Raw genomic sequence first — 25,482 nt, forward strand, 5'->3', positions numbered from 1 at the left:
GGGAGTGTAAAATAAAGTGTGTAAGTTAAAAAACATTAACTTACGCACTTTATTTAGTTTATAGGGTGCGGTACATTAAAAGAAAGGATGAAAGGAATGAGTACAGAACTTATGGCACCAAGAAAGAACAAGAGAAGTGAAGCAGGAAGGGCTATTGCACAGGCTATCATTGACAATTATCAGCCTACAAACGCCCAAGAGATGCAAGATGCAATCAAGGAAATATTTGGTCCTATGTTTGAAGCTATGCTTCAGGGAGAAATGGATTCTCATTTAGGATATGAATCTAATGATCATGGATATAAACCAACTACCAACCGTCGAAATGGTTATACTTCAAAGACGCTGAAGACTTCCATGGGCGATATTGAAATCCAGTCACCTAGAGATCGTGACGGTTCATTTGAGCCCCAGGTTGTACCAAAGCGTACAAGAGATGTCAGCGGTATTGAAGACAAAGTCATTGCTATGTATGCTAAAGGAATGAGCCAGCGTGATATAGCAGATACCATTGAGGATATTTATGGATTTGAAATATCTGCAGAAATGATATCCAACATCACTGATCAGGTCATTGAAAAGGCCAAGGAATGGCAAAGCAGACCGCTTAAGAGGTTCTATCCATTCATTTTTGTAGACTGTCTATATGTAGATATTCGCAAGGAGATGGAGACCAAAAGCTGTGCAGTTTATGTTATCCTTGGGTATGATTCAAATGGCATAAAAGACATCCTGGGGATATGGATTGGAGAATCCGAAGGAAAACATTACTGGATGCAGATATTTGATGAAATCAAAGCCCGTGGTGTTGAAGATATTCTCTTCATAAGCATGGATGGTGTTTCCGGGCTTGAAGAAGGTGCAAAATCAATCTTCAAGGATGTAGTCGTTCAACGCTGTATTGTACATCTGATCCGCAACTCCATAAGATATATCCCATCAAAGGATTACAAAGCTTATACCTCACAGCTTAAAAAAGTATACGGTGCATCCAGTCTCAAAGCTGCTGTGGCTGAATTTGAACGCTTCAAACAGAACTGGAGCAAGTATCCCGGAGCGGTCGATGTATGGACAAGAAACTGGAAACATGTTGAGCAACTCTTCAATTATGGCAGTGCTGTAAGAAAGGTGATGTACACAACTAACCCCATTGAGGCAATAAATTCAAGCCTTAGAAAAGTAACCAAAAAAGGTGCATTTCCTAGCGAGGATGCTGTGCTTAAGGCCCTTTATCTTCGTATCACAGAGCTTTATAAAAAGTGGAATGGTCGACCAGTGCCTAACTGGGCTATTGTAAGGAATCAGCTTGCCATGGACACATCTATGCAAGCCCGGATCCTGAAATACGAAAAATACTGATCAAAGAAGGAGCACCACTGTATGCGATTTAACAGATATCTTCCAGAAGAAACTAGAACACTGCTTGAAGAACAGTATAAAGATTATATCCAAAATACCCCTATGACCAAGAAGGAGCAGCGTGCTGTCCGAGAATGGGTAAAAGATGGTCATAGTGTTTATGAGAACAGTTCCGGTGGATGGTATGACGGTGGCGTTCCAATCCCATTTCTTGAAGTATACCGAGACGAAGAATACATCCGTATTCACACTAAGGATATGTCACCTGATGAAGCTCGTAAATTTGCTCTTAGTTATTATGGCTGGGATGACGATTCTATTCTGGAATCAGAGCCTATCCCCAATGAATCAGGCTATATACTTGATAAAAAGCTCATGAGTAAAATCGAAGCGGAGCTACCTTTTAGATAAGATTACTGACACCATTTTTTACCGCAAAAATCGGTGGTCATGCGACCACCGATTTTAATAAAAGTAAAAAACTTACACACTTAACTTGACACTCTCGGACAAATATAAAAGTCCCGATGTATACCTTTATAAAAAGGCATACACCGGGACTTATTTTATATTATGTCTGTGCTCAGATCACTCCTGCAAACTCATAGCCTGCTTCTTCTACAGCAGCCTTGATGACAGCTTCATCAACATCCTTTGAGTTTGTTATAGTTACAAGGTTATCTTTGTGAGATGCAACTGCACTTTCGATACCGTCAATTGCTTCAAGAGCCTTCTTTACATGAGCCTCGCAGTGCTCGCACATCATTCCGTTTACTGTGATCTTCATTTCATTATTTTCCTTTCCTGTTTCATTATTTATGATCTGACCGGTGAAAGCTTCATCGGAAGAATCCTTTTGTATTAAATTGCCGGTGACGGCATTTTTAATAGCCTTATCTCTTGAACTGTCATAGGGCTTTATCCAGTTAAGCCTAAGGGCATTTGATACCACGCAAAAGCTTGATAAGCCCATGGCTGCTGCTCCGAATATTGGATTAAGCTCCCATCCAAAGGCTGCTACATAGCATCCTGCCGCAAGGGGTATTCCAAGTACGTTATAGAAAAATGCCCAGAAAAGATTTTCATGGATATTTCTAAGAGTACTCCTGGATATCCTTATAGCTGCCGCAACATCCTTTATACTACTTTTCATTAAGACAACATCTGCTGCATCTATTGCAACGTCTGTGCCTGCGCCGATGGCTATTCCAAGGTTTGCAGATGTAAGAGCAGGTGCATCATTTATACCATCACCTACCATGGTAACAGTTCCATGCTCCATAAGCTGCCTGATGACCGCTTCTTTTCCGTCAGGCTTTACAGATGCTACAACCTCATCAACACCTGCCTGCTTCGCTATGGCCTTTGCTGTAACCTCATTATCACCCGTAAGCATAACCACATGAATTCCCAGATTTTTAAGCTCTGAAATTGCTTCAGGCGAATCCTCCTTTATCACATCGCTGACTCCGATGATTCCAAGTAGCGTATTCGCCTTTGCAATAAGTACCGGAGTCTTTCCGCTACGTGCAAGCTCATCTATCTTCTGCCTGGTTTTTGTATTTACATTACCTATAACACTCTCAATATACTTAAGATTTCCGCCGTAAATTGCTGTGCCTTCAAGCTTTGCCTTCAATCCGTTTCCGGACAGTACTTCGAATTCCGAAGTATCTTCCGGGGTGATTTTTTTATCTGCCGCATAGTCTGTTACCGCTCTGGATATCGGATGTTCACTCTTTGATTCAAGAGCATAGGCAACCTTCAAAAGCTCATTCTCAGAAATACCCTCTGCAGTAACTATGTCAGTTACCTTCATCTCCCCGGTTGTGATGGTACCTGTTTTATCAAGAGCAACTATCTGAGTTTTGCCTGCCTGCTCAAGTGAAGCTGCAGTTTTAAAAAGAATTCCGGTCTTTGCAGAGACGCCGTTTCCTACCATTATGGCAACCGGTGTTGCAAGACCCAGGGCACAGGGGCAGCTTATAACCAGCACTGATACCGCTCTTGCTATGGCATAGCCCACGCTCTGTCCGGCAAGGAGCCATGCGAAAAATGTAACAAGGGCTATTCCTATTACTACAGGAACAAAAACTCCGGAAACCTTATCTGCTATCTTCGCTATGGGAGCCTTTGTGGCTGCCGCGTCACTAACCATTTTTATAATAGCTGAAAGAGTGGTATCTTCGCCAACTCTTGTGGCTTCGCAAACCATATATCCCGATGTGTTAATGGTTGCTGCCGATACATTATCACCTACTGTTTTTTCTACAGGAACACTTTCACCTGTAAGTGCGGATTCATTTACTGCGCTTTCGCCCTCTGAAACAATACCATCCACGGGTATGCTGTCCCCGGGTCTTACCACAAATTTATCGCCAACCTTTACTTCCTCTATCGGAACTGTGGTCTCAGTACCATCACGTAAAATCACGGCAGTCTTGGTAGAAAGATCCATCAGACCCTTAAGGGCACTTGTTGTTTTCCCTTTTGATCTTGCTTCAAGCATCTTACCTACAGTGATCAAGGTAAGGATCATGGTTGCTGCCTCAAAGTAAAACTGATTCATGTAGTACATGACCTTTTCAGTATCAGCGGCCTGCACAGCGCCTGTCATTGCAAAAAGAGCAACTATACTGTAGCCGTATGACGCCGTAGCACCAAGAGCTACAAGGGTATCCATATTGGGTGATCTGTGAAGCAGCCCCTTAAAACCGCTTATGAAAAACTTCTGATTTATCACCATGATCATTCCGGCAATCAGGAGCTCATATAATCCCATTGCCACATGATTCCCATCAAGGAATCCGGGAAGAGGCCAGTCCCAAAGCATGTGTCCCATGGACACATACATAAGAGGAATCAGCAGTATTACTGATGCGATCAGTCTCTTTTTCATTTTAGGAGTCTCAGTGTCCTTTAAAGAATCATCTGTGGCTGATGACATAGCTTTTTTGCCATCTTCACTTTTGCGGCTTGCTCCATAGCCTGCTGCCTCTACCGCAGCTATTATATCCTCAGGGCGAGCCGAGCCTTCAACTCCCATCGAATTTGTAAGCAGGCTCACAGCGCAGCTCTCTACGCCCTCCACTGAACTTACCGCCTTCTCGACTCTGGTCTGACAGGCAGCACAGCTCATTCCTGTTACTTTGTATTGTTCCATAATTACTCCTCTTTAGCTTACTTCATGAGCTTCTGCATGGTGGCAACAAGCTCATCTATAACTTCCTCATTGCCTTCTCTGATGTTCTCAACAACACAGGTCTTCATGTGGTTTGCAAGAAGGGCTTTATTGAAGCTGTTAAGGGCACTGGTAATAGCTGAAACCTGCATCAGAATATCTGTACAGTAGGCATCATTTTCCAGCATTCCTTCAACACCTCTGACCTGGCCCTCGATTCTCTTAAGCCTGTTCATAAGGTCCTTGAATTCCTTATCATCTCTTTCTTTTGTTTTGCCTGAACAGCAGCAACCACACTCTTCCTGAAGCTCTTCAGTCATATTTAAAGTATCTGCCATAACGTATCTCCTATCTATTGCATACCCCCATGGGGTATCCTTACAAGCAAAATAATATACCCCAGAGGGGTATATTGTCAATTAGATTTTTTGCAATTTGTTTTTAAAGCTACCAAAATTATAAAGTGCCGCTATCTGATACACCTTTTTCCGCAGCATTTTCACTTTGGGTTCTTACAAAAATAACATACATAACTATGGCAATGACCCATGCACAGATTATTGTAAACACTCCGGTTTCGCTGACATAATACATCTTATCGTCTCCGATTGTGATAGCCTGGAAAACAGCCTGATCAAAGGCGTTATGTGACGCATGCAGGAAAGCTGAAGGCCATACACTTCCGCTTTTTATAGCCAGTATTGCAGAAATAATTGCGACAGGAATTATATGAAGCATGAAAGCCACAACCCTGTATCCAAGAGATGTGCCATCCATATATCCGCCTGATACAAGAATTGGAAGGTGCCATGCGCCCCAGAATAAACCTACAGCCAGCATGGCCTTTTTCTCATCCATACGTTCAAGCAGCGCAGGAAGCATAAAGCCTCTCCAGCCAAGCTCCTCTCCTGTAGCAGTCATCATTGAAACAAGCACCATAACAACTGAGTAAACAGCCAGGTCCTTCATTATTATGGCAAAGGGAACTCCGGTGTAACCAAAGTTCTCGGGATGCATGGTCCAGTAAATTCTATAGGGTATAAAAAGATATATGAACGGTATCAAAATACCAAGAAAAACATAGCCTATTTTGCAACGCTTTATCCCCATAAGCGGATCTGTCTTTTTAAAAGAAAATTTCTCACCCTTCTCTCGAATATTAACGATTGCTGCTATAAATGCCGAGAAAGCAGGAACCCACATCAAAACTGCAACAGCCCACTCCGGGCCTCCCATAATATAAACAGTCTCCCAAATGGCTGAAAAGCCGATTACCAGCAGAAAAAATGTAATCAAAGACTTTCTGCTATATTTCACTTCTTTCATTCCTAAAAACTCCCTTTTGTTTATTCTTATCAGCTCAAAATATCTTCGACGATACCTTTAGGCGTATCAGGTGTCCAATGTCCCTCAAGGCATATATCAGCATCTATTGAAGATATGGTAGCTGCAAGTTTCTCACATAATTCCCGGTTCTTTTCTCCGGTTGGAAATACACCGCTGTTTGAATCCCCAAGAAAAAGAACCTTTTCATCAATAATATGGATAAGCGTAGAATCATCAGTGTGTGGAGATTCAGCCTGAAAAAGCCTGACAGGGCAGCTTCCCAGATCAAGCATTAACTCCCCATCAAAGACCATGTCCGCAGGAGTTACTATAACCTCCTTATTATCACGATATTCATTTCTAATGCTCTCATGCATATTAAGGAAGAACTCCGGTCCTTCCTTTAAAAGCCTGCCCCTAATATCAAGAATATACTGATTCGTTCTGCTATTAGCTATGCAGAGCCCGCTCACGGCATGCATTGCAAAGGTATGATCCCAGTGCCAGTGAGTAAGCACAGTTAAAGCAGGGAGAGGAAGCCCCTCTCCCTGCAATGCCTTATAGAATTCTTCTGTATGGGCAGCTGAATGTCCCGCATCAATAGCAAGAGACCAGTTATCCCCTTTAATGTACCCAAGATTGGGTCTGTCCCTTTCCTGTTCAAAGGGATAGTACCAAACCCTTTCCGATAACCTTTCTAATTTCATAACAACCCCTGATCCTATAGGTATCAAACTTCATCCATTACAATTCTGTATTTTTCCAAATCCACTTTGCCATCAACAACCGTAACGCCTTCGCTCTCTAATATCTCTGCCTGTTTCAATGCACCACCAAAGGCATATTTAACGGCAAGCTCGCCCTTAGAGTTAACAACCCTGTGGCAGGGTATTGTATCGGGGTCAGGATTTTTATGAAGAGCATTTCCAACTGCTCTTGCCATTTTCCTGTCCCCTGCCATCTGCGCAACATCTGCATAAGTGGCAACCCTGCCCTTGGGGATTTTCTTTACTGCTTCATATATTCTTTTTGAGGGGGAATATGTGATTAAATCGTCGTTCTCTGCAACCATTCTTTTTTATGACATCATCCGGTTCTCTCCATCCGGGATGATCATGTTCCGGCCTTTCTAATTTTTCCTGATATTCCTTGCAATCTCCCAGACATCATCACCATAATTGCTGACATACACAGCAATCCTGTTATTGTTTGGATTATAATCCGAAATAAAGCAGACTCCGGGATCACATCCCTGGAAATACGGAATATCCTTTTGCTCTTTTCCATCGATTATCCAAACGCCATAGCCATAATATCCTTCTTCTGGATCATTGCCATCGCCGCTGTGTTTACTTAGCATATTGTCAGCCATTTCTTTTGAAAGAAGCTTGCCGCCCTTAAGTCCCTTCCAGAAATTTGCAATGTCTTTTACTGTGATAAATGCACCGCCTGCACCTGTGCCCTTGGCATCCACGCAGAAAATATTGGTTCTCAAATCATCTGCGCTGTTGCACCACAAATAGTTTACAGCACATTTTGCAGGGAGCTTATCAAGCTCGTAGTAGCCTGTGCCTGTCATACCGCATTTATCAAATATATTTTCCTTAAGATACAGATCAAAGGGCTGCCCTGTTACTCTCTCCAGGATCATGGCAAGTACAACGTAACCTGTATTGTTATACTGAAATTTGCTTCCTTTAGGATACATCATGGGCTTATCGATGAAAAGCGGAAGCAGGTCATCATTATGCCTGATCTTATAATTGGGAAAATCAACCCACAGCTCCTCATACTCGTCCATCACGGATTCATCAAAATAATCCGGTATTCCAGATGTATGGTTTAAAAGCTGCTCAACAGTTATATCTGTATCAATCTCTTTCCAGTCGATATCTATAAGTTTCCCTATTGTATCTGCAAAATGGAGCCTTTCTTTTTCAATAAGCTGCAGTATGCCAACTGCCACAAAAACTTTTCCCGCTGATGCGCTGGCAAATTTAGTGTCTATAGTATTGGGTAATTCATTGGCATAATCTCTGTATCCGGCTGCATGCTGTATCAGCACCTTATCATCCTGCAGAATATATGCTGCACCTCTGAAGTTTTCAGGTATAAATTCTTCAAACATACTCAACCTCCATTAGGACTGGTTTCTCTTATATTGTATCTCTCTTGGTAAATATGAGCGTTCCCATCGCCGAGTATATAACCAGTCCAACTATAATAACAATGATAACATTCATATGGGAAAAAGGTATCTCAATATCTCCAAGGTAGTTTGCCTTAGTTACGATGAGATTTCTTGAAAGGGCATACTTTTCCATAAAACCTGCAAGAGAAGGTCTCATGGAAACGAGCTTTCTTTCAAGCATGTCAAGAAGCATTCCATGAAGATTTGCAGATCCAAAAATAGCAAGCATGATTGGAATAATGGTATTTCTGGTAATCTCATAAAACGCCATCATAGCAATTCCAAATGCTGTATGAAGGAGCACTTCTAAGACCGTGAAGCTGATAAGTGAACTAATACTCTGCACAGCATACATACCGGGACCTCTGCCAAGGCTTCCAAGTCTTATTGCAAGAAGTGATCCCAGAAACATAATCAGGGCATACAAAAATACCACCGGGATTTTTGTAAGAAAAATGTTTTTCTTCTCCTTCCGGGTTGTCAGAAGATTTTTCAAAAAGCCGCTCTTCCTCTCCTCCTCCGTATATACGATAGCAAATACTCCCACCATGATCAGAATAAAACCGGAAGCTGTAAAGCTGGCATAGAGCTCCTCTAAGCTTGTTTCAGCAGTTATCTCTTCAGTAGCAACTATCCCTACATGTTCTTCATTCTGGCTTTGCTGTTCTACATGTGCCTCATAAATCTCCGAAGATGGGTCAGTCTCCAGTCTGGACAGAAGTCCAAATGAAATTATCGTGATTAAAAGCGTTATATAAAAAACTCTTGTTTTAAAAAACCTGTACAGATTCATTTTCATTAGATTCAGCATGCCTTCTTCTGTCCTTTCCTGATAATATCCAAATAGAATTCCTCGAGAGAATCAGCATCGTCAAGATAGCTGTTCTTCAACTCGTCTGCAGTTACTTCTGTTACAAGCTCTCCTTCTGAAATGATGCCAAAAACTGTGGCAACCTTCTGAAGTTCTCCAAGGAGGTGGCTTGATATCATGATTGTCATTTTCTTTTCTTCATTGAGTCTTTTAATGAGTTCTCTCATTTCAATGATTCCCTGGGGATCAAGTCCGTTTATGGGCTCATCAAGAATCAAAAACTCAGGACTTCCTATAAGCGCCATGCCAATTCCAAGTCTCTGCTTCATTCCAAGAGAAAACTTTCCTGCTCTCTTTTTGGGCTCCCTCGATAATTCGACAAAATCAAGAATGCTTCGTATTTCCTTCTCGTCGTACATGCCCATTGAAAGTGCCTTAAGCTTCATGTTGTCAAAAGCATTAAGATATCCGTATATTCCGGGACTCTCAATAAGACATCCGACTTTTTCAAGGTAATGATCTCCGGCAGCAGCTTCTATCTCGCCGTCGGTTGGAGTAGCGAATCCAACAAGCATCTTCATAAGTGTTGTTTTACCTGCTCCGTTTGGTCCAATGAGACCGTAAATATCTCCTCTGTTAATATGAATGTTCATATCCTTAACAGCCTCAAAGGAACCATATCTCTTAGTCAAATTTTTAGTTTCCAAATAACTTTTCATTTTGTTCCTTCCTTTCTCTGCTGAAACAGTCTTTTTACAATATGTAAGGTATCACATAGTAAAAAGCAGGTCTTTCATTTGCACGGATAATGACCTGCTTTACACTAAATTGAAAAATTCAGGAAGACATTTTTAATTCTTCAAGGCTTATGTGAGGGTTCCTGTATCTTGTCGAGCTTTTTTCATTCTGATGATGTATTGCATTTCGCGGGCAGTTTTGGAGACATGCACCGCAGCTTATACAATTGCTGTCAAATATCGGAGCCCCTCCGATAATGCTTATATTCTGCATGGGACACAGACAGGCGCAGGTACCACACCCCGTACAGTCAGCTGAAACGCTGAGCATATCTGTGATCCCAACTCCGATCTCGAACTCGTAGTTCTTAAGATGATTCTTTGTCATAAGCTTCTTAAATGGTGAGTCCTCCCTGATATACCTTTTGTGCTCAGTGATGTCTGCAAGCAATTCATCTATCTGAGACTGCTGCTTTTTACTGTCACCCTTTTGCTTTGCCATATCTGAAAAGGTAATACAGTTTTCAGCCATTTTAAGGCGATTGATGTAATCAAAGCATCTCCCGTCTTTCGTCCTGATTTTCGATAACTGTCCGCATACCGCTCCGGGGAAAAATCCATAGGTAGCTACGGCAAAAAGGTATGAAGTCCTGATAGATGTTTTCTCAAGGAACTCTACAATAAACGGCGGAACACAAAGCCCATAAACAGGGAAAACAAGCCCTACTTCTGAATCTTCTATATGGTAATTCTCTTCGCGGATACACTCCGGTATAGATAGAAGCCTGCCTCCGATACGTTTTGCTATATACAGGCAGTTACCTGTAGAACTAAAGTACAATACTGTCATAATGTAACCTCCTAAGCTTTATCAAAGATGTTATATGTATATCTGTCTAACTGTATAGTTACTATACTCTTTTAATAAAAAAACAGACCCGGATTCACTTATTCGGGTCTGTTTTTCACTATTTTATCTATTGGTTCTGCACCAGAAATGATTTTTGCCGTCATCAGAAGTTATGACGTTGCAGGTTCTTGATTTTTACAAAAGCTATTGCCTGTTCCTCATCGTAATAACGATATCCGGACCATTCATCTACTTTAACCGGTTTTAGCAGACCTTCATAACTGTAAGGTCAACAGATATTTTTTATTATCTTTCGCAGAAGAATTCAATCTGTTCTCCAAGAGGGCCAAAGCAAAATGCCATGCGGATAGGATATTCGGGCGTAGACAAATATAAAACTCCTTCACCTTAGAGATCTCTTCCTCTGTGTTACATTTCATTGAAATATGATGAAGTCCCTTGATCACCTGCTTTTCTCCTTTTCTCCGTATTTAATATCAATGTGTTCTGCTCTCTCTGTCAACTTCATAGGCCACATATTCATGGTCAAATTCATAACCAAGTTTCTCCGCAAGATGGACAGATATCTTATTCTGTGCATCCCAACTTGGATACAAATTCTCGCTTAAGCAGCGAAGGATAAGTGCAGCACAGGCGACCGTTGCAAGGTTCTTTTTTCTTTCTTCAGTGGCTGTATCCACTTCGATCTCTATCCCTTCATTGTAACGGGTATAGGATGATGCGCCGGCAACAATGTTGCCGGCTTTGGTTATCACCATTCCTCTTCCACTTTTCAGGAAAAATTCCTTACTTCCAAATGAAGATACAAAATCTTCCGAGAAGGGTGCCTCAAGACATTTATCATAAAGGTCAGAATCTATCTCATGAAGTTCATACCCTGCAGGGAGTTCTTCCACAAACTTCTTCAGAGCATCCTTATTGAATTTCGTGTCTTTTTTTATGGCATATCTTGTTACTCTTTTTGCAGAGGAAAAACACTCTTCAATAAGAGCTGCCCATGCTTCATTTTGGGGCACCATGATGGTAAAGCCCTTAGGCTTATTCAAAACAAGCTCCTTGTCCGGCTCTCCCGCATAAAAGGTAAAGCATCCCACATGTGCGTATGCGGACTTTGGATTATCAAGATCTGTAACATAGATTTTTCCCATTACTTTTTGGAGGCAGGAGTAAATAAGAGTTTCCTGCCAGCCGTCAAAGAGGCCCGAAACTTTTGACGTATCCTCTAATACGTAAGTGGTATTTTTCTTTACCCGCATGAAAAAGTGACCTTCGTCTTCACCGGATCTATATGCACCGTTATTGGTCATGACCTTTTGGGAAGCAATATTGTCCTTATTAACGCGAAGGTATATCTCTTCTTCCGGCACAATCTCTTTTGCAATCTGAAGTGTCAGCCTTAATCCTTCAGTTCCATAGCCCTTCCCGCGATGGTTTTTTGAAATACTGTAGCCGATGTGACCTGCACCTGTTCGAAGGACATCCGTAAGATGATGTCTTATACGAAATTCACCCACAAGCTTTCCTTCATCCCAAAGATAATAATATGTTTCCGGCACAAACCAGTCAGGCATATTTACGGGATGTTCATAGGATATCAGGGTTGGAAGAACTTTTTCCCTGTATTCATCAAAAGATACTCCATGATATGGGTTAGTGAGACCATTCTCATCCTCCGGAAGCACAGTGGTATATTCCCACTGCGCCTTTGCATCCTGAAGGTTTATTTTTCTTAGTTCCATAAATTACTCCCCCACTTTTTCACACAACCTGTTAAGTCCAATAATCAAATGTTTTCAGTACACCTAAACATACTCACGATAAAGCCACAGGAATCACATATTTCTCAATAAATTCTACCCTGTCAAAAATTCTTGGCTTAAATGTTCCGGTCATTCCAACAGCCAGGTTATTTTCTTTGTTTACATAAATTATATTTCCGGAATCGCCTATTGCCGCGTAGACCTCTTCGTCCTCAATTGGCTTGTACCAGAGATAGCCATACTCCATGAAACCAAATCTCTCACCAAGCTTTAAATGCGGCGTTGTCATCTGCTTTATCCATTCCGCTGAAACTATCTGATTACCCTTATATTTTCCTTCGTTTAAGACCATGGAGCCAATCCTTGCAAGATCTTTTCCGGAAGCGCAGAGGCCCCAACCGGCAGTGACTGTGTCCTGGGGATCAGAGTACCACTCATTTTTTCGTGGCCCTTTATTCATGAAGAAATCGAACTGATCCTCTTTACTGCTGGTGCCATGAATGGTATGCTCAGGGATCCCCAATGGAATAAACAGATTCTTATTGGCAAAGTCGATACATTTTTCTCCCGTTGCATGCTCAATGATTCCAGCCAGTATCTGGATTCCAAGAGTTGCATATCTGAATTCTCCGGTAATTCCGTTTCTCCCTCCAAGAAAATCCAGCGCAGCGTTTGTCCAGTCGTCCGAAGTACATACCTTTTTCCATGGCTCTGATTTACCCTTATAGGGAGCAGTCATGGTAAGAAGATGCCTTACTGTGACATCGTATATTGTTTTTTCTCCACGCTTAACCTGATAATCCGGGAAGAATGTTAAGACTTTTTCATCGATGCTCTTTATAGCACCCTTGTCAACAGCGATACCTGCTAGTATTGCCATGACACCCTTTGTAACTGAGTTGACGTTGATGGCGTCTTCGCTTTTAAATCCGCGCCAGCAATCCTCATAGACGACTTTCTCATCCCCTATGGCGCAGATCTGACAGATATTGCTTTCGTTTCCTTTACTCTCAGAAATAAAACTATGCAGTTCTTCTCTATTCATTTTTAGCCTCCTCTTAGGATAGATTTGGACGTCCTAAAAGAAGGCTAACTCTATTAAAAATTGTTTTCAAGAAGAATCTTAAATTGTTTGTAATGAATAAATATGCCGCACTTTACAAAGCAGGTGCGGTATACAATCCAATCATTTTTTGTAATCCGCAGAGACTTCCAAAAAAGTCCTATTGTTGACTCTGATATTTCAGGTGGATTCCCCATAGTTTGTTCCTCAATGTATCTGTCTGTCCTGGCGATACTTTTCCATGTATTCCTGATTTATCTCGCGAATCTCTTTTTTGCCGTCTATGTAGTCCTGATAGATATCCCAGGGACTACCTCCTCCAAGCCAGCACGATGAGCAGTTTTCGCAGCCGCCGCCACAATCCAGAGATGCCTTAACTATCTGCTCACGTTCTTCTTTCGTTGTATCACTGATTAGAATCGATTTCATAGGCTTCTCCTTTCCCCTTTTGGTAGCTTCATTATAGCATTATTCAGCTACAGGCTCTGTCAGCTTTATCTCTTCCATGTTTTACCTCTATCTCTGACTGATCATGGCATTATCTCTATCACACCGGCGCAATAGGACTTAGGGAAAAACTCTACTTTATCGAACGATTTTCTGAGTTCATCAATCACAAAATAGATTTCATCCTCATCCCATTCATCTCCGACTTCTTCTTTACACTTTTCCAGCGCTGCCCTTGTTTCAAATGCGACATCCCCAATGAGAAGTTTTCCGCCTTCATCCAATCTTTCAAGCAACGACTTTAAAAAGATAACCTTCTGCTCGTCTGTCAGATGATGCAAAGAATATGTTCCAACGATGTAATCATATTTATTTTCCGAAAGTTCTTTTACTAATCCATTTGTAAAATCTCCCTGATAAAGGTGAGCATTTTCCATTTTCTCTTTTGCCAGTTCAATCATTCTCTGTGAAAAATCCTGTCCATAGACTTCACACCCATTCTCATAGAGCTTTGTCGTAAGTGTGCCTGTTCCAAAACCTATATCAAGAACTCTGGCATTTTTCTTTGACATGATTTCTTTGAAAATAGTGCCAAGAACATCCTTATATCCTGCAAAAGGATAACTGTTTTCTTCATCCGAAAGGCCAACGGCTGCATCATATCCATCTGCCCATAAATCAAAACCTTTGTTGTCTAACATTAATTATTTTCTCCTCCAAATACTTCTATGACCTACATCCCTCACACATATTGCCATTGGTTGAATGATGTAAAAAAGTCTTTTAAAATATGTTAATACGATAACACAATTGGAAGGAAAAGAAATTATAATGTTTGAAAAATCAATTGAAAACTTTGAGATAGAAAATAAAGAGATCGTCAACTACGACGGAGGTGTTGATCTTCTTTACTCAAAAGAAATAATGTGATGGTCCAGGTGGACGGGGGCCATTTTCACCCCGTCCCTGTGGACCATCAACCCTTCCCTTCATTTCCAAAACCGTTGAAAAGATATACTCCAAGAACAGCATTAAATCCTATGGCAGAGTAAATGCTGAACCTTTCTGCTATGCCAAAGTACTGAGGAGGAAACGCCTGCATACCGATAGGTCCCATCAGCATCATGGCAAAGAATATGGCTGCCCAGATTCCGATGCCTCTCACCTCTTTATTCCTGCATCCGGCAATTATCAGCAGGACAAGCGATGCTATTGAAAGGATTACCACAAATGCGGTAACAACCATGTGCATTACTTCCTGAAATGAAGATATCTGCTTACCGGCATCATCAAGAGAAAACATCGAATAACCTACCTTTGATACCCAGTTCATTATAGTAAAAAGGTAGATTCCCACACGGAACATCCTGGTTGAAATCTTATTCTCCGATACATATATTGCTACGCATGTGGCACATACCACGCTTCCTGCTGAATATACAGCAGCGAGCCTGTCCCAAAGCTGCCTCGAAGGTGCCGTCTCTGCCGAAAGATCACTTACAGCGGACGCCATCCAGTTATAGCCCGGAAAAGCACTTCTGCAAAAGTATGCAGCAGCTGCGTATGATATAAGTGCAGCAAGCCCTGTAAGTCCAATCCAGTTAATCAGTTTCCTGGTCATTACTCACTCCTATCTGATGACTAAACCATCTAAATAAAACCCGTTATGTTCTTTGGAACAGGTCTTCCCTCTTCCACAAGCATCAAACTATTTTGGCTCTGCAATCATTTCTATACATCCCCATTTTTCACCCATAACCTCATATGTTTCCGGCTCTTCCAAAATACAATCTTTAAATCCGGCCGCTTTATAGCAATAATGTGCGGGCTCATTATTTTCAAAAACACCCAGGGTAACCTTACTGGCGCCATATATTTCAAACGCATATGTGAGTGCCAGTTTGATCATTTCCTTTCCTTTGCCTGTTCCTCTTTGTGCCGGATCCACAATAACAAATCCTATACGCAACTCATCCAATGACTCGCGTGGATTTCTCAAAGTGAAAAAACCGATTATTCCATTCTCATCAAATGCAGTAAACGCCATCAGGGAATCTACAAATCGAAATTCTTCCTGAGTTATGGGATACTTGCCCATGATTCCTGCGCTCCATTTATAGAAGGATCTTTCATCTTTGCTCCATGAAATAATGGTCTCCGCGTCTTCTCGTTTATATGGTCTTAATCTAAGCATTATATTTTCCCCTTCCGGACTAAAAAAACCATATTCTTCAGCTGTATGATTTTCCGCTGAAATTACCATACGTCATCATTAAACCAGTTTCAATAAGCATCGCAATATTGTTCTTAAAAAATAGCACAATAAAAAAGCAGGTCTTACACTTACACTGATAAAGACCTGTTTTTCACTGTTCTCCGCCAATTATCCTACGTTCCCAATCCTACGCATCTTATTTCATCTAATTGCTCTGCGCTCAATGTACCTGCCTGATAAAGCTTAAGGTATTCATTCTCTACAGATGAGTCAAAAATCAGAAGATCATCAGTATTTATAGTAACCTTAACACCATTCTCAACCAGTATCCTGATTGGATGCATCGCATAGCTTTTGGCAAATCCCAGCATTACATTGCTGCTCGGGCACACATTAACCTGTATGTGATTATCCGCAAGAAATCTCATGGTTTCCTTTGATGTGGATGCACCAATCCCATGGTGAACTTCTGAAAGTCCAAGGATTTCTACAGCTTTTCTAACGTCCTCGGCAGACCCGGTTTCACCCACATGCATCTTTTTGGTCAGATGATACTTTTCTGCCTTCCTGTAAAGTGGCTTAAAGGCTTCAAATGGCTGAACATTTTCTCCTGCACATATGTCAATTGCCTTGAAATAATCTGCATCCAGGTATTTATCGATTTTATCTGCTTCTTCATCTACGTTGCAGCAGGATGGAAATGTCAGCTCTGCCTCAAAAACACAGTCAGGACAATAAGATTTATGAAAACCTTCAATGAGCTCTTTAAATTCTTCTACCGTTCCGACCTGGTCAACCTCAGCCGTTCCAAAATTCATAACGAGACGAACTATATTATTGCGCTTTGCTTCAGCAAATGCACCTTCCCACCTCAGGATCATATTTTCATATCCATCGCAAAATGGCTTTATAGAAGATCTAAACCAATTCTGCATACCGTCAAGTCCATCAAGGTGCTGCGGCGGTCTTGGAATATCAACATTCAGTTTTTCGCAAAGCCACTCTCGTCTGCACCCTTTTGTGGAATGATTATGAAGATCACTTTTGGGTACTGACAGTAGTTTATTTATGTTATTTTCCTTCAAGCCTTCTATAAACAAAGTGTCCATTCTGCTCCATCATTTCTTTTTAAAAATCAGATGATTATAAAAAGCAACCTTCTTATATTCATCAATCGCTCCGGCTCTTGTTTCAAGCTCAAGCATATCTCTGTACCACTCTTCGCTGAACTTAATGTCATTATTGGAAGACAGTCCAAAGAATGTCCTAATACCGTAGATTTCCTTTAGTTCAGCCTCATCAGCCAAAAGATCGGTAAGATTTTCATTGCTATATACATTTCTGTTACCAAATGCAGTATTTTCTGTGCATTTATCCAAAACATCCAATGCTGCTTTAGGATTATCATTTAAAACAGAGTAGGCAAACACTTTACCAAATTCATTGTGTTTAACAATTGACAGAATTCCACCCGGTTTCAAAACCCTGATAAAATCATTTAGAACTGTCTCAACATCCTCGACATATTCCAATACGTTGTGGCAAATAACTATGTCAAAAGAGCTGTCATCTACGCTCTTTAAATAATCTATTCCTTCAGGAATCAATGTATAATCACCACTGTTAATACGCAGTTCATACATTTCCTCGTTTGGCTCTAAGGCAGTAACATCATGGTCTTTAGCGTAATGATCTGCTGTAATACAGAATCCTGCACCAAAATCCAAAATCTTAGCTCTTTTATCATTTGGAATAGTTAATTGTCTGTAGATTAAATCATAGAATATCCTTCCCCATGGCTGTTCTACCATATTTCTGTAATCTTTTATTGTCCCCATTTTTCTATACCTTTCCTACAATGAAAAGAAAAAAGTCACGGCAATCCCTATACTATCGCATCTTTTCCACGCTCTTTACAGTAAGTAAGGTTTCAAAGAAATCGAAAACTATAATCATCGTCATACCTCTTCAAGTCAGCGATAGTAATTAGTTACCATTCCAGTAATTCCATATTTATTGATTTCTCACTAAATCCGTATTTTGCATACATCTCATACGCCTGTTTATTTCTCGCATTCACTTGGAGTTCTATGCCGTCAGAATGTTTTTCCCTTGCAACTTCCTTTAACTTGTCAAAAAATGCATGACCTACTCCCGTTCCTCTGTATGGCTCGTCGACTGCCATGCAATCCACAAAAATAACATCCCTCGTTACATGTGAAGATGACTCAATATGGCGAAAAGCAAGTCCCATAATGCCTATTACTTTTTCGCCATCCTCCGCAACATAGAAAGTTTCACCTTCCAGTGCTTCCATAAATTCTTCCTTGGCAATTATCACTTTATTCTCTTTGTATATGTCAGGTCTCAATTCAACATGAATATCCTGAACCTGATTCATAATTCTTAGAACTGATTCATAATCTGTCTCTACTGCAAGCCTTATTTGCATCAGTTTTATCTCCCTAACTTTTTCTTGCTTTTATACAAAATGAAAGTGGCAACATCTTTGCTTTTCTGGTTTTGGGATCCAAATCTTCGACTGCTTCCAACGAAGTCCTGTCACTCTCTTCCACAAGCTGCTCAATTACAAAACCTGCCTTTACCAAGGCATTAATATATGTTGAAATTTTACGATTACATAGGACTATCTCACTGTCATGTACCGGCATTTTAAAATATGACTCATCAAAATAGCTTTTTGTCATGACAAGCTTATCGCCATCAAATACATCTTTTCGCTCATCGCAAGACCAGGCGATACAATAATTCAAGGTATGATGCAGCTGAAAATGAAGGTACCATCCTTTTTCAGATACGAAGCAATTTTATCAAACGTCCCCTGTAAATCTGTAGTCCATCCAATTCCATAAATGGAATAAACATAGTCAAAGTATTTTTTAGGAACGTTTAGTTCATCTTCCATCTTCGAGCAGATCAGCTTAGCCGTGTATCCATTCTTCATAAGCAAATCCGATGCGTTATCCAGCTGTTTCTGTGAGAGATCTATTCCCCAAAGCTCTCCCGCACCTTTATTAGCATTGTACAGCAGAGAATGACCACTTCCACAACATATCTCAAGCATCTTTTTTCCGCTGATATCTCCAAACAGATGAAGGTCATCTTCCGTCGGAAACCTCACGCCATACTGCGGAAGTGCTGTGGTCCCATACCACAGATCTGCGTGTTCATTCCAGTAATTTCTATTAGTTTCTATTATTTCTTCTTCAAACATATTCCCCAATCTCTCCCAACAATATACATCTTTTTTCTAAGAGTATAATCCTGACCATATTCATCTTCGTTTTTTACAGAGATAATCTTGGTAAAATCCGTTCATCTATCCTGCGCACGACACTATTGGTATAAGCATTAAAATACTTAAGCCAAAAGCCGCTTCCCGCCGGATTGATACTTTCAAAATCCACTCCCAGCTTAGTATATCCTTCTGTTTTCAAAGTATTAATAACAAAATTTAACAGATTCTGATATGCGCCTCTGCCCCTGTGTTCCGGTAAACAATATGCCCCCGTGATATGGCGGTAAACACCGCCGGATGCAACAAATGTTTCGCCTTCGTCTGACACTTCCATATAAGCGCATAGTTCTCCGTCTTTCTTCGCTACAAAGTAACGTTCCTTTTCAGAAAAAGTTAAAAACTCTTCCTGTGTAGCAGGTTCTCGATTCATAAAAAATGGACTGGAGCAGTAATGTTCATGAAGTGCCAAATGAAGCGGATAAACATATGTAAAATCTTCTTTGGGCAATTCAAAAAACTCATATCCATCGCATGAGGCGCAGTCAATTGGTTCCATCGGACGAATGGCATCCATGCACCTCATTCCAAAGCCATAACGAAAAAGTTGCTGTTTTGCTTCCTCATCATGGTCATATAAGCAAATAGAATGTGACAACGCTCCTGCTTTTACCCATTTTTTTGCAGCCGCCTGATACAATGCTGCATAGATCTTGCCGTGATTTTCCATGACTGCACCATTCGCACCCATGGGTGAAAAAACACCTCTCACATCAGTGGAACGAAAAGCATTCTCAAACGGTTCCACACTGCAAAGGAATCCGACCATCTTCTCGTCTTCAAATGCTGCAACGCCTAATCCATTTTCTGATAATTGTTTTAGTATCGGAATGCTTGATATTTCCGGAAGAGCCTGTATAAACTTCCTCTCATAATTGTATGTACTAAGGGCAATGCCTATTGCTTCCTCTACATGTCTCGGTTCAAAGTCTTGAATTATCATTTTTATTCCTCTCACATATTTATCCCTGTTAATATGACGTATTGTTGACTTCTTTAAACTTCTTTGCTACCTTCGCCCATTTCGCAATTTTCTTTTTCTTTCCATAGTTGCGAACATTCTCTGTAGTAAGTGACTTATAGAGCATATATCTCTCCTTAGGCAGTTCTCCGCTTTCAATCGCTGCCTTGATTGCACATCCGGGCTCTGTATCATGCCGGCAATCACTGAACCTGCACATAGCTTCCAGTTCTACGATATCCGAAAATGTATCTTCCAGCCCATCTTCTGCTCTGGCTATGCCAATCTCTCTCATACCGGGAGTGTCAATTATTGAAACGCCATTTTCAAGTTCTATGAGCTGCCTGTGGGTAGTGGTATGTTTTCCTGTAGAATCGGAAGAACGAACCTCCGAGGTCTTCATGATTTCTTTTCCTGCAAGAGCATTTAGAAGCGTTGACTTCCCTGCTCCGGAGGATCCTAAGAGCGCGATGGTAGTTCCGCTCTTCATGTACTCTGAAAGCTCCTCAAGTCCTATATCATAAAGAGCGCATATGGCATGAACCCTCACCTTATCAGATATGGTCTCCACCTCTCTTATATATCTACCTGTATTGCTGCATAGGTCTGATTTGGTCAAAAGAACCACCGGTACAGATCCGCCCTGCAATACAACACTGATATATCTGGCTATCCTGTTGTAGCTATAGTCCTCATTTAATGAGGTAATTATAAAAGTATAATCCGCATTGGCCAGCATATACTGCATTGTGAGGCTCTTCGCCTGATCCGGTCTTTGCAGAAAACTCTTTCTTTCGCAGACTGACTCTATTACAGAATCGCCAATTGGGTTGAATTTAAAAATAACATAGTCACCTACGACAGGAAGCTGGCTAGCCTCTGCCTCCCTGAAACTTCCCTTTAGTTTTGCAGGCACCTCTTTTCCCTGGAAACTGATGGTGTAAGTGTTTTTTTGAATCTCAGAAATTCTTCCTTTGTTCTCTGTTGATATAGTGTTTTGTTCAATGTTTGTTTTCATTGTTTTGTCTCCATTTTTCTTCTTGTTATTGGTAGTTATCACATCTTTTTGGAGACCCTGTTTATGGAAAAATCGCGTAAATATGAATAGAAAAAGCCGCGACAAAAATGCCACGGCTCAAATCGCATAATACCATTTTCATATGATGAAAGACAGCAAAGTAAATTATACCGCTTTCTGATGATATTCATAAGCCGAGGGTCTCATACTATATTCAGTTACAATCTCTACACTGCTTATTCTCATTTCAAACATATATGATTACCTCGCTTTCTTTTAGATTTTTTACTCTTAGAGTTTATCAATAAAACGTACACATAGCAATAGTTACACTTATTTGGGTGTATTTTACACTGCATTCAACTCGGCAAACTGCCGAGTTATATCACACAGTTTCAGATGTTTCAAAATAATACTCTTCCAGAAACTCCTGCATAAATTCATGTCTCTTTAACGCTATTTTCTTAGCTGCATCTGTATTCATTTCATCCTTTAAAAGGAGAAGCTTATCGTAAAAATGCTTTATGGAATCTGACAATGGCCTTCCTACTTTCCCACCATAAGCAAATGTTCTGGCGATTCCAATCGCTCCAATGGCATCAAGTCTGTCAGCATCCTGAACTATCTTTCCTTCTGGCGTTTCAGGACTTTTCCCTCTGTTATGGCTAAATGACACTGAGTTAATTGCCCGACAGACCTGTTCTATCGTTTCTGAAGGTATATCGTTACGTTCCATAAACGTCCTGGCATTCATGTTGTTTTCTGTATTAAAAAGCTTGTGGTCATCTGCATCGTGTAATAACGCAGAAAGCAAAACAACAAAACTATCTGCTTCTGTATACTCCGCAAGAATCATCTGTGCATTATGATATACACGCATAGTATGATCTGCTCCGTGCCCATCTGAATTCCCTGCAAAAAGCTCTTTAACATAACCTATTGCGTCACTGATTATTTTATCTTGTTCCACTGCCATACCACTCCTCTTACTCTTATTCTTTAATTGTTATCATCCAGCCTCCTATCAAAAACTATGATTGATTCATCGTGTTCGCCTATCATTTCTACCGAGATCTTATTTACAATAGTCTGAAAGCTCACATCTATATTTTTTACATATTCATAAGCATTGCTTAACTCTTGATCATTATTAAGCTTACCTACAGTCATATGGGGAATGTAAGGTAATCCAAGATCATAGTCTTTAAAATGATTTGCATACAGTTCATCATGAATGCCTTCAATTATGTCTTTTCCTTTTTCTATATCCAAAAAGAGATAATTATCGTCTGTTTTACTAAAACCATGTAATACCAATTCAAAAGGCTTTACGTCCTTTAAACTGCTTACTAACTTTTCTTCTAACTCCTCATTTGACATTTCATTTTCAAATGGAAAAACCAGTGTGATATGAGGACGAACCAGCTTTGCCAAAGGATCGTATCGATTTCTGATTTCATTTATGATTTCTATATTTTTGAATTGTGGAAATATCATTATTGTTCTTAACATCTAATCACCTTTTTACTGTTTTCCATAACTATTACTTCTCCATTACGGAAAAGAGTCTTATTTTTAGATGGTTTGTAGCCTACTTGCTTCATCTGTAAAATCAGTGTGTGCATAAAAAAGCCATGTGTCACTATTGCAATATCCTCATCAAATTCTGAAATCACTCGCACAAATTCAGAGGCTCTTCTTAGGGTTTCCCGCCTTGTTTCCGGTTGCCTTTTACTGTTCCAAAACCATTGTAATCGTCCAAACATATACCAGAAGAGTGTGGGCAATCTACGCTTTGTGTTAAATGCAGATCTTAACGGAACTTCATTGATCAAACCCGTCCTGTAAAAATCCCTATCTCCAAATATCAGCCTCGCAGTCTCCAGGCTTCGATCAAGCTCACTGACATAAACCCGTTGTCCATCATAATCAACTGAACAACTTCCTGCCTTGATTGGCTCTGCGTCATACATCCTGCACGCCTCATCAAATTCAGCGGACGAATACCAGGACTCCCATATATGTTTTACTCTAAAATGCCTTATTATGAATACTTTCAATACTTTTTCCTTTAATGAACTGACATAAGTATTTCCTTGCCTGGCTGTGCAATAATTCTTTTGCCCTCTTTAATACAGGGACCTCCCTGTTTGCTACAAGTCTTCCCAAGCTGGTGCATCTGCACTTTTCATATTCAGCTAAAGCTTCTTCATACTTTAGTTTCAATGTTGAAAGATGAAAATCCTCTATTTCATCTTTTGTTAAATGCTTATCGCCAAAAGCCACTATTTTACATAGAAAATAGTTATTGATATTGTGCCTGTGGATCAGATTATAGTAATCACTGACAACCCCAATTTTGCACATCACCTCGACATCGACGCCTAATTCTTCCTTAAGTTCGCGTCTGATTGCGGTATTTAAATCTTCTCCGGGTTCTACTCCGCCTCCGGCAGTTTCTATAAGTGTAGCTTTTCCGAAATCATCATCTCTGTTTGCTCTGACAAAATAGAAATTATTTTCATCATCTACCACTATTGCTCTTGCGATCATCCTGTCATGATCAATTGTCGTAAGAGGCCACTCATCATCTTCCAAATTAAGCAATAATTCTTCCTGATCCATTTTTGAAAAAACTCCTCCCTTGATGGCTTTTTTACAAAACTACAGTCCTGTTAGAACAGGACTGCATAAAACTCTTAAATCGCTTTTTCCATAAGATCAAAACGTCCCTTTCGCCAATCCGCGTACCCCCTGGGTTCATATCCGTTATGGCGATATAGCTTCTGGGCAAATGGGTTCTCTGTAAAGGTATCCAGTCTTACTGACTTATAGCCCATGTCTTTTATCTGCTCTTCTATGTGCCTAAGGACAGCTTTTCCTATTCCTTTGTTCTGCATTTTTGGAGAGACGCAGAATCTATGGAGGATATATGCTGAGTCCTCTTCATATTTCCATGTGGCATTACCATACTGTTCATCGCACTCGCCGCTTATAACATAAAAAGCAACGAGCTCATCCTGCTCGTATACCACATATAAAGTTTCATTCTTTATGTCTTCTTCAAAATCACTTCTTGCAGGATAAACATCATCCCACTGATAAATTCCATGCTTTTCCATTTCGGCTATTGCATCCTTTATCAATGAGCAGATTGGATCTAAATCCTGCAATGTTCCCGGTCTGTAATTCATTGTAATTTCCCCTTTACCAAAACCATACATTCTCCTGAATCTTCGAAACCACATTTCTTATAGAGTGGTCTCCCCGCTTCTGTTGCATCAAGGCTGATTTCTGTTGCTCCATTGTTCCAGGCATCATCGATGAGCATGCTAACCATTTTCATTCCTATGCCCTGCCCCCGATACTCATTTCTAGTATATACATTCATTAGGTGAGCCCGCTTGCCTGTGGGATGTTCACAGGTCGGCATTACGCTAAAATAACACATTGATGCGCAGCCTACGACACTTCCTCCATCCATAGCAAGAACAGTAGTCTGATCTCCCTCAAGAAAATATCTCCTGCTGGTTTCTACAAAACTTTCAGAATACTGATGATCTGCTTCGAGACAGAATACTTCTTTTAGCATTTCAAGCCTGCTGCTCATCATCAATTCTATATCATTTTTATCAGCAATCCTTATTTCCATAACTCCACCCCCTCCTTTTTCATACTCCTTAAATGCCACTATCATCTCTTGCCTTTTGATTTAATAACTGCAGCTTTTTCCTGCAAAAAAGAGATGAGTTCCGGCGAACAGTTCTGTTTTTGAACAACCAGTATTTTTGAGGATGAAAGCTTCAGGAAAAAGTAATTCCTGTCTTCGGTAATGCCGCGGAGTGCGTCATAGCGAATCATATTTTTTATAAGCGCGGTCTCCATCTGAAATTCTTCGTTGAAGAAAGTATAGTGAATATGCATATTACCCTGAGTCTTATTTTTTTTAAACACCATCTTGGTACTCATCTCAGTGGCAATAAATAGTGCGAGCAATAACAGGAATGGAGAAGTAACCCATGTAAAAATGGCTCCCTTATCTCCCCTCATGAGATCCTGAACGCTAATGATAGTGGGGATTCCTACAAATATCAGCAGAAAAAAGAGCCAGTTACTCTTAAGAAGAGCGAGCATTCTGGCCTTGTTTACTTTTTTCAAATCTTGAAGTGAGCATAATAAATCAGTTTCTAACGGCATTTCCATTTCCTCCCAAACAAAGTCTCTAT

General features: G+C 40.5%; 30 protein-coding genes and 1 pseudogene. 2 read left to right on the plus strand and 29 right to left on the minus strand.

Annotation, left to right across the window (positions count from 1 at the left end; all coding sequences use genetic code 11):
- Positions 1-111 precede the first annotated feature (111 nt).
- Together G608_RS0116410 and G608_RS0116415 are read left to right on the plus strand one after the other, a co-directional pair.
- Positions 112-1,359, plus strand: a complete 1,248-nt coding sequence (locus G608_RS0116410) for an IS256 family transposase (RefSeq protein ID WP_026496923.1) — start codon at positions 112-114, stop codon at positions 1,357-1,359.
- Between the two features lie 21 nt (positions 1,360-1,380).
- Complete coding sequence (locus G608_RS0116415; RefSeq protein ID WP_026496924.1) at positions 1,381-1,770, plus strand: hypothetical protein; 390 nt, start codon at positions 1,381-1,383, stop codon at positions 1,768-1,770.
- 172 nt (positions 1,771-1,942) lie between these two features.
- Here G608_RS0116415 and G608_RS0116420 read toward each other — a convergent pair whose 3' ends face one another.
- From G608_RS0116420 to G608_RS0116575, 29 genes and pseudogenes are all read right to left on the minus strand, one after another.
- The gene (locus G608_RS0116420) at positions 1,943-4,522 is read right to left on the minus strand and encodes a heavy metal translocating P-type ATPase (protein ID WP_026496925.1); all 2,580 of its coding nucleotides are present in this window, start codon (positions 4,520-4,522) and stop codon (positions 1,943-1,945) included.
- 17 nt (positions 4,523-4,539) lie between these two features.
- Positions 4,540-4,878 carry a metal-sensing transcriptional repressor gene (locus tag G608_RS0116425; RefSeq protein WP_026496926.1) on the minus strand — a complete coding sequence of 113 codons (339 nt, stop codon included), beginning with the start codon at positions 4,876-4,878 and terminating at the stop codon, positions 4,540-4,542.
- Between the two features lie 118 nt (positions 4,879-4,996).
- On the minus strand, positions 4,997-5,866 hold the full coding sequence (locus G608_RS0116430) for a CPBP family intramembrane glutamic endopeptidase (RefSeq protein ID WP_026496927.1): 870 nt from the start codon (positions 5,864-5,866) through the stop codon (positions 4,997-4,999).
- Between the two features lie 29 nt (positions 5,867-5,895).
- Complete coding sequence (locus G608_RS0116435) at positions 5,896-6,573, minus strand: MBL fold metallo-hydrolase (RefSeq protein WP_026496928.1); 678 nt, start codon at positions 6,571-6,573, stop codon at positions 5,896-5,898.
- 23 nt (positions 6,574-6,596) lie between these two features.
- Positions 6,597-6,944, minus strand: a pseudogene (locus G608_RS23390) (MGMT family protein); the annotation flags it as partial.
- A gap of 51 nt (positions 6,945-6,995) precedes the next feature.
- On the minus strand, positions 6,996-7,994 hold the full coding sequence (locus G608_RS0116445) for a serine hydrolase domain-containing protein (protein ID WP_035796004.1): 999 nt from the start codon (positions 7,992-7,994) through the stop codon (positions 6,996-6,998).
- 28 nt (positions 7,995-8,022) lie between these two features.
- A complete protein-coding gene (locus G608_RS0116450; protein WP_026496931.1) occupies positions 8,023-8,856 on the minus strand; it encodes an ABC transporter permease in 834 nt (277 codons plus the stop codon).
- 5 nt (positions 8,857-8,861) lie between these two features.
- Positions 8,862-9,587 carry an ATP-binding cassette domain-containing protein gene (locus tag G608_RS21580; RefSeq protein ID WP_051209454.1) on the minus strand — a complete coding sequence of 242 codons (726 nt, stop codon included), beginning with the start codon at positions 9,585-9,587 and terminating at the stop codon, positions 8,862-8,864.
- A gap of 118 nt (positions 9,588-9,705) precedes the next feature.
- Positions 9,706-10,455: an EFR1 family ferrodoxin gene (locus G608_RS0116460; protein WP_026496932.1), complete on the minus strand. Its 750-nt coding sequence runs from the start codon at positions 10,453-10,455 to the stop codon at positions 9,706-9,708.
- A gap of 497 nt (positions 10,456-10,952) precedes the next feature.
- Positions 10,953-12,215, minus strand: coding sequence for a GNAT family N-acetyltransferase (locus G608_RS24365; RefSeq protein ID WP_081677476.1), 1,263 nt, complete (start codon positions 12,213-12,215; stop codon positions 10,953-10,955).
- A 73-nt stretch (positions 12,216-12,288) separates the two neighbouring features.
- Positions 12,289-13,281 carry a serine hydrolase domain-containing protein gene (locus tag G608_RS0116475; protein ID WP_026496935.1) on the minus strand — a complete coding sequence of 331 codons (993 nt, stop codon included), beginning with the start codon at positions 13,279-13,281 and terminating at the stop codon, positions 12,289-12,291.
- A gap of 225 nt (positions 13,282-13,506) precedes the next feature.
- Positions 13,507-13,728: a hypothetical protein gene (locus tag G608_RS0116485; protein WP_026496936.1), complete on the minus strand. Its 222-nt coding sequence runs from the start codon at positions 13,726-13,728 to the stop codon at positions 13,507-13,509.
- Positions 13,729-13,829: 101 nt separating this feature from the next.
- Positions 13,830-14,447: a class I SAM-dependent methyltransferase gene (locus G608_RS0116490; protein ID WP_026496937.1), complete on the minus strand. Its 618-nt coding sequence runs from the start codon at positions 14,445-14,447 to the stop codon at positions 13,830-13,832.
- A 275-nt stretch (positions 14,448-14,722) separates the two neighbouring features.
- The gene (locus G608_RS23010; protein WP_035796008.1) at positions 14,723-15,367 is read right to left on the minus strand and encodes a DUF998 domain-containing protein; all 645 of its coding nucleotides are present in this window, start codon (positions 15,365-15,367) and stop codon (positions 14,723-14,725) included.
- Between the two features lie 87 nt (positions 15,368-15,454).
- A complete protein-coding gene (locus tag G608_RS0116510; RefSeq protein ID WP_026496938.1) occupies positions 15,455-15,940 on the minus strand; it encodes a GNAT family N-acetyltransferase in 486 nt (161 codons plus the stop codon).
- A gap of 194 nt (positions 15,941-16,134) precedes the next feature.
- Complete coding sequence (locus G608_RS0116515) at positions 16,135-17,070, minus strand: hypothetical protein (RefSeq protein ID WP_026496939.1); 936 nt, start codon at positions 17,068-17,070, stop codon at positions 16,135-16,137.
- 9 nt (positions 17,071-17,079) lie between these two features.
- A complete protein-coding gene (locus G608_RS0116520) occupies positions 17,080-17,799 on the minus strand; it encodes a class I SAM-dependent methyltransferase (RefSeq protein WP_026496940.1) in 720 nt (239 codons plus the stop codon).
- A 152-nt stretch (positions 17,800-17,951) separates the two neighbouring features.
- Complete coding sequence (locus G608_RS0116525; RefSeq protein WP_026496941.1) at positions 17,952-18,413, minus strand: GNAT family N-acetyltransferase; 462 nt, start codon at positions 18,411-18,413, stop codon at positions 17,952-17,954.
- Positions 18,414-18,426: 13 nt separating this feature from the next.
- A complete protein-coding gene (locus G608_RS24020; RefSeq protein ID WP_242829418.1) occupies positions 18,427-18,735 on the minus strand; it encodes a hypothetical protein in 309 nt (102 codons plus the stop codon).
- Positions 18,732-19,196, minus strand: coding sequence for a class I SAM-dependent methyltransferase (locus tag G608_RS24025; protein WP_242829419.1), 465 nt, complete (start codon positions 19,194-19,196; stop codon positions 18,732-18,734). Before G608_RS24025 ends, G608_RS24020 begins: the two co-directional genes overlap by 4 nt.
- Before the next feature lie 73 nt (positions 19,197-19,269).
- Entirely contained in the window at positions 19,270-20,220 is a 951-nt protein-coding gene (locus G608_RS0116535; protein ID WP_026496942.1) for a GNAT family N-acetyltransferase, read from the minus strand.
- A 28-nt stretch (positions 20,221-20,248) separates the two neighbouring features.
- Positions 20,249-21,256 (minus strand): ribosome small subunit-dependent GTPase A, encoded by a 1,008-nt coding sequence (gene rsgA / locus G608_RS0116540; RefSeq protein ID WP_051209458.1) that lies wholly within the window; start codon positions 21,254-21,256, stop codon positions 20,249-20,251.
- 385 nt (positions 21,257-21,641) lie between these two features.
- On the minus strand, positions 21,642-22,232 hold the full coding sequence (locus tag G608_RS0116545) for an HD domain-containing protein (protein ID WP_035796010.1): 591 nt from the start codon (positions 22,230-22,232) through the stop codon (positions 21,642-21,644).
- A 23-nt stretch (positions 22,233-22,255) separates the two neighbouring features.
- Positions 22,256-22,768, minus strand: a complete 513-nt coding sequence (locus G608_RS0116550; protein WP_026496945.1) for a 2'-5' RNA ligase family protein — start codon at positions 22,766-22,768, stop codon at positions 22,256-22,258.
- Complete coding sequence (locus G608_RS0116555; protein ID WP_051209460.1) at positions 22,762-23,229, minus strand: histidine phosphatase family protein; 468 nt, start codon at positions 23,227-23,229, stop codon at positions 22,762-22,764. Before G608_RS0116555 ends, G608_RS0116550 begins: the two co-directional genes overlap by 7 nt.
- A 58-nt stretch (positions 23,230-23,287) precedes the next feature.
- Positions 23,288-23,881, minus strand: coding sequence for an NUDIX domain-containing protein (locus G608_RS21595; RefSeq protein WP_081677477.1), 594 nt, complete (start codon positions 23,879-23,881; stop codon positions 23,288-23,290).
- Between the two features lie 74 nt (positions 23,882-23,955).
- Positions 23,956-24,450: a GNAT family N-acetyltransferase gene (locus G608_RS0116565; RefSeq protein WP_026496947.1), complete on the minus strand. Its 495-nt coding sequence runs from the start codon at positions 24,448-24,450 to the stop codon at positions 23,956-23,958.
- Positions 24,447-24,953: a GNAT family N-acetyltransferase gene (locus G608_RS0116570; RefSeq protein ID WP_242829420.1), complete on the minus strand. Its 507-nt coding sequence runs from the start codon at positions 24,951-24,953 to the stop codon at positions 24,447-24,449. The genes G608_RS0116565 and G608_RS0116570 overlap by 4 nt, the downstream gene beginning before the upstream one ends.
- Positions 24,950-25,453 (minus strand): YcxB family protein, encoded by a 504-nt coding sequence (locus G608_RS0116575; protein WP_026496949.1) that lies wholly within the window; start codon positions 25,451-25,453, stop codon positions 24,950-24,952. The genes G608_RS0116570 and G608_RS0116575 overlap by 4 nt, the downstream gene beginning before the upstream one ends.
- Positions 25,454-25,482: the final 29 nt, after the last annotated feature.

This window comes from Butyrivibrio sp. WCD3002, assembly GCF_000424265.1.
Classification (GTDB): Bacteria; Bacillota; Clostridia; order Lachnospirales; family Lachnospiraceae; genus Butyrivibrio.